Raw genomic sequence first — 1,499 nt, 5'->3', positions numbered from 1 at the left:
TTCTTTTGTCCATAATCCCATGTGTGCTCCCCAACCTTCCTATATATCTATTTTAATAGATTTGGGAGTTTACACAATCTATTTTACAGACTCAATGTATGTAATAAACTGAGCTCTTATAAGGAGGTAAGAACATTGATTACTGTCAACTCTGTAAGTAAAAAATATGGTGATAGAGTAGTACTAGATCATGTAGATTTACATGTAAAAAAAGGAGAAATTTATGCAATTTTAGGTCGTAATGGGGCAGGTAAAACCACTCTGATTAAATGTATCATGAATTTAATAAATTACGAAGGGAACATTTCATATGGTTTTGAGCCTGCTGATTTATATGAAAATATCAGTTTGCAAATGCAAACATCTATGTTTGAAGAGGGTGTAAGAGTCATTGATATTTGCAAACTGTACAAAGAAATACTGAATAGCAAAGTAAATATTAATGAATTATTGAAGAAATTTGATCTTGAGGAGCATAGCAAGACTTATGTGAATAAGCTGTCTGGGGGACAAAAGCAGAAACTGTCCATTTTGTTAACTCTTCTAAATGAACCTAAGGTGATTATTTTTGACGAGCTAACCACGGGCTTAGATGTAATGGCGAGAAGGAATACTTGGAGTTTGTTAAAAGAGATAAACAAGGAAAAAGGAATAACCATTATACTTACTAGCCATTTTTTAGATGAAGTAGAATACCTTGCTGACAATATCATTGTTTTGGAAAGAGGGAAAAGGTCGGTATCGGGAAGCGTGAAGGAGATTGTTGCAAATTCATTCGGAGATAGGAAGAAAATAAGTTTTAGTTATTACGGTTCTGCTGATACCAACACTGATTTTAGCTTTCAATATAGGATTGATGATAAAGGTAAATACATCGTTGATTTTGATTCTAAAGATGAATCAGAGATTTATAATGAGATTAAGCATAAGGGTGGCGAAGATATAAACATCAACCACTTCTCTTTTGAAGATGCCTTCTTAAAGATTCTTGGATATAAGATGACGGAAAAAGGGGAGATAAAAGATGCGTAAATTGTATGTTTTCTCTAAGTATCAGACAAATCTACTTCTTAGAAACTTCAAAAGTACAATTGTAGGTTTTCTATTACCCGTCATCATGTTTTTTATTTTTAGTAATATGCTGGCTGAGTTGGAAGTCCCTGAAACGGGTAGAACAATAGTTGATTACTTGATCCCTGCATTCTTACCTATCATTATTATTAATGCTGTTATAGTCATCTACGGTCAGTATTATATTTTATATAAAGAGCAAGGAAATTTGCTGAAATATAAATTGCTCGGTTTAAATACATTTAGTGTTTTAGTGGGTATATTTTCTGCAACATTAATATTTCAGTTAGTTGCATCCCTGTTTCTAATCGTATTTGCTGTGTTAACTAAAGGTGGGGTCTGTCAATAGTTTTGTGTAAACTCTTTTAATATGGCTTCTCCCCGAGGGGAGATAAAAATCATTTCACATACTGCCCAACACGTTCTGG

The 1,499-nt window shown here is 33.2% G+C and carries 2 protein-coding genes; both read left to right on the top strand.

Going from position 1 to position 1,499, the window contains the following annotated elements; translation table 11 throughout:
• Window positions 1-135: 135 nt before the first annotated feature.
• A complete protein-coding gene (locus J2T13_RS26220; RefSeq protein ID WP_429375653.1) occupies window positions 136-1,032 on the top strand; it encodes an ABC transporter ATP-binding protein in 897 nt (298 codons plus the stop codon).
• Entirely contained in the window at window positions 1,025-1,420 is a 396-nt protein-coding gene (locus J2T13_RS26215) for a hypothetical protein (protein ID WP_429375651.1), read from the top strand. The genes J2T13_RS26220 and J2T13_RS26215 overlap by 8 nt, the downstream gene beginning before the upstream one ends.
• Window positions 1,421-1,499 lie beyond the last annotated feature (79 nt).

The organism is Paenibacillus sp. DS2015 (genome assembly GCF_050433705.1).
Classification (GTDB): domain Bacteria; phylum Bacillota; class Bacilli; order Paenibacillales; family Paenibacillaceae; genus Paenibacillus_AQ.
This window is presented reverse-complemented; position numbering and strand designations above follow the sequence as displayed.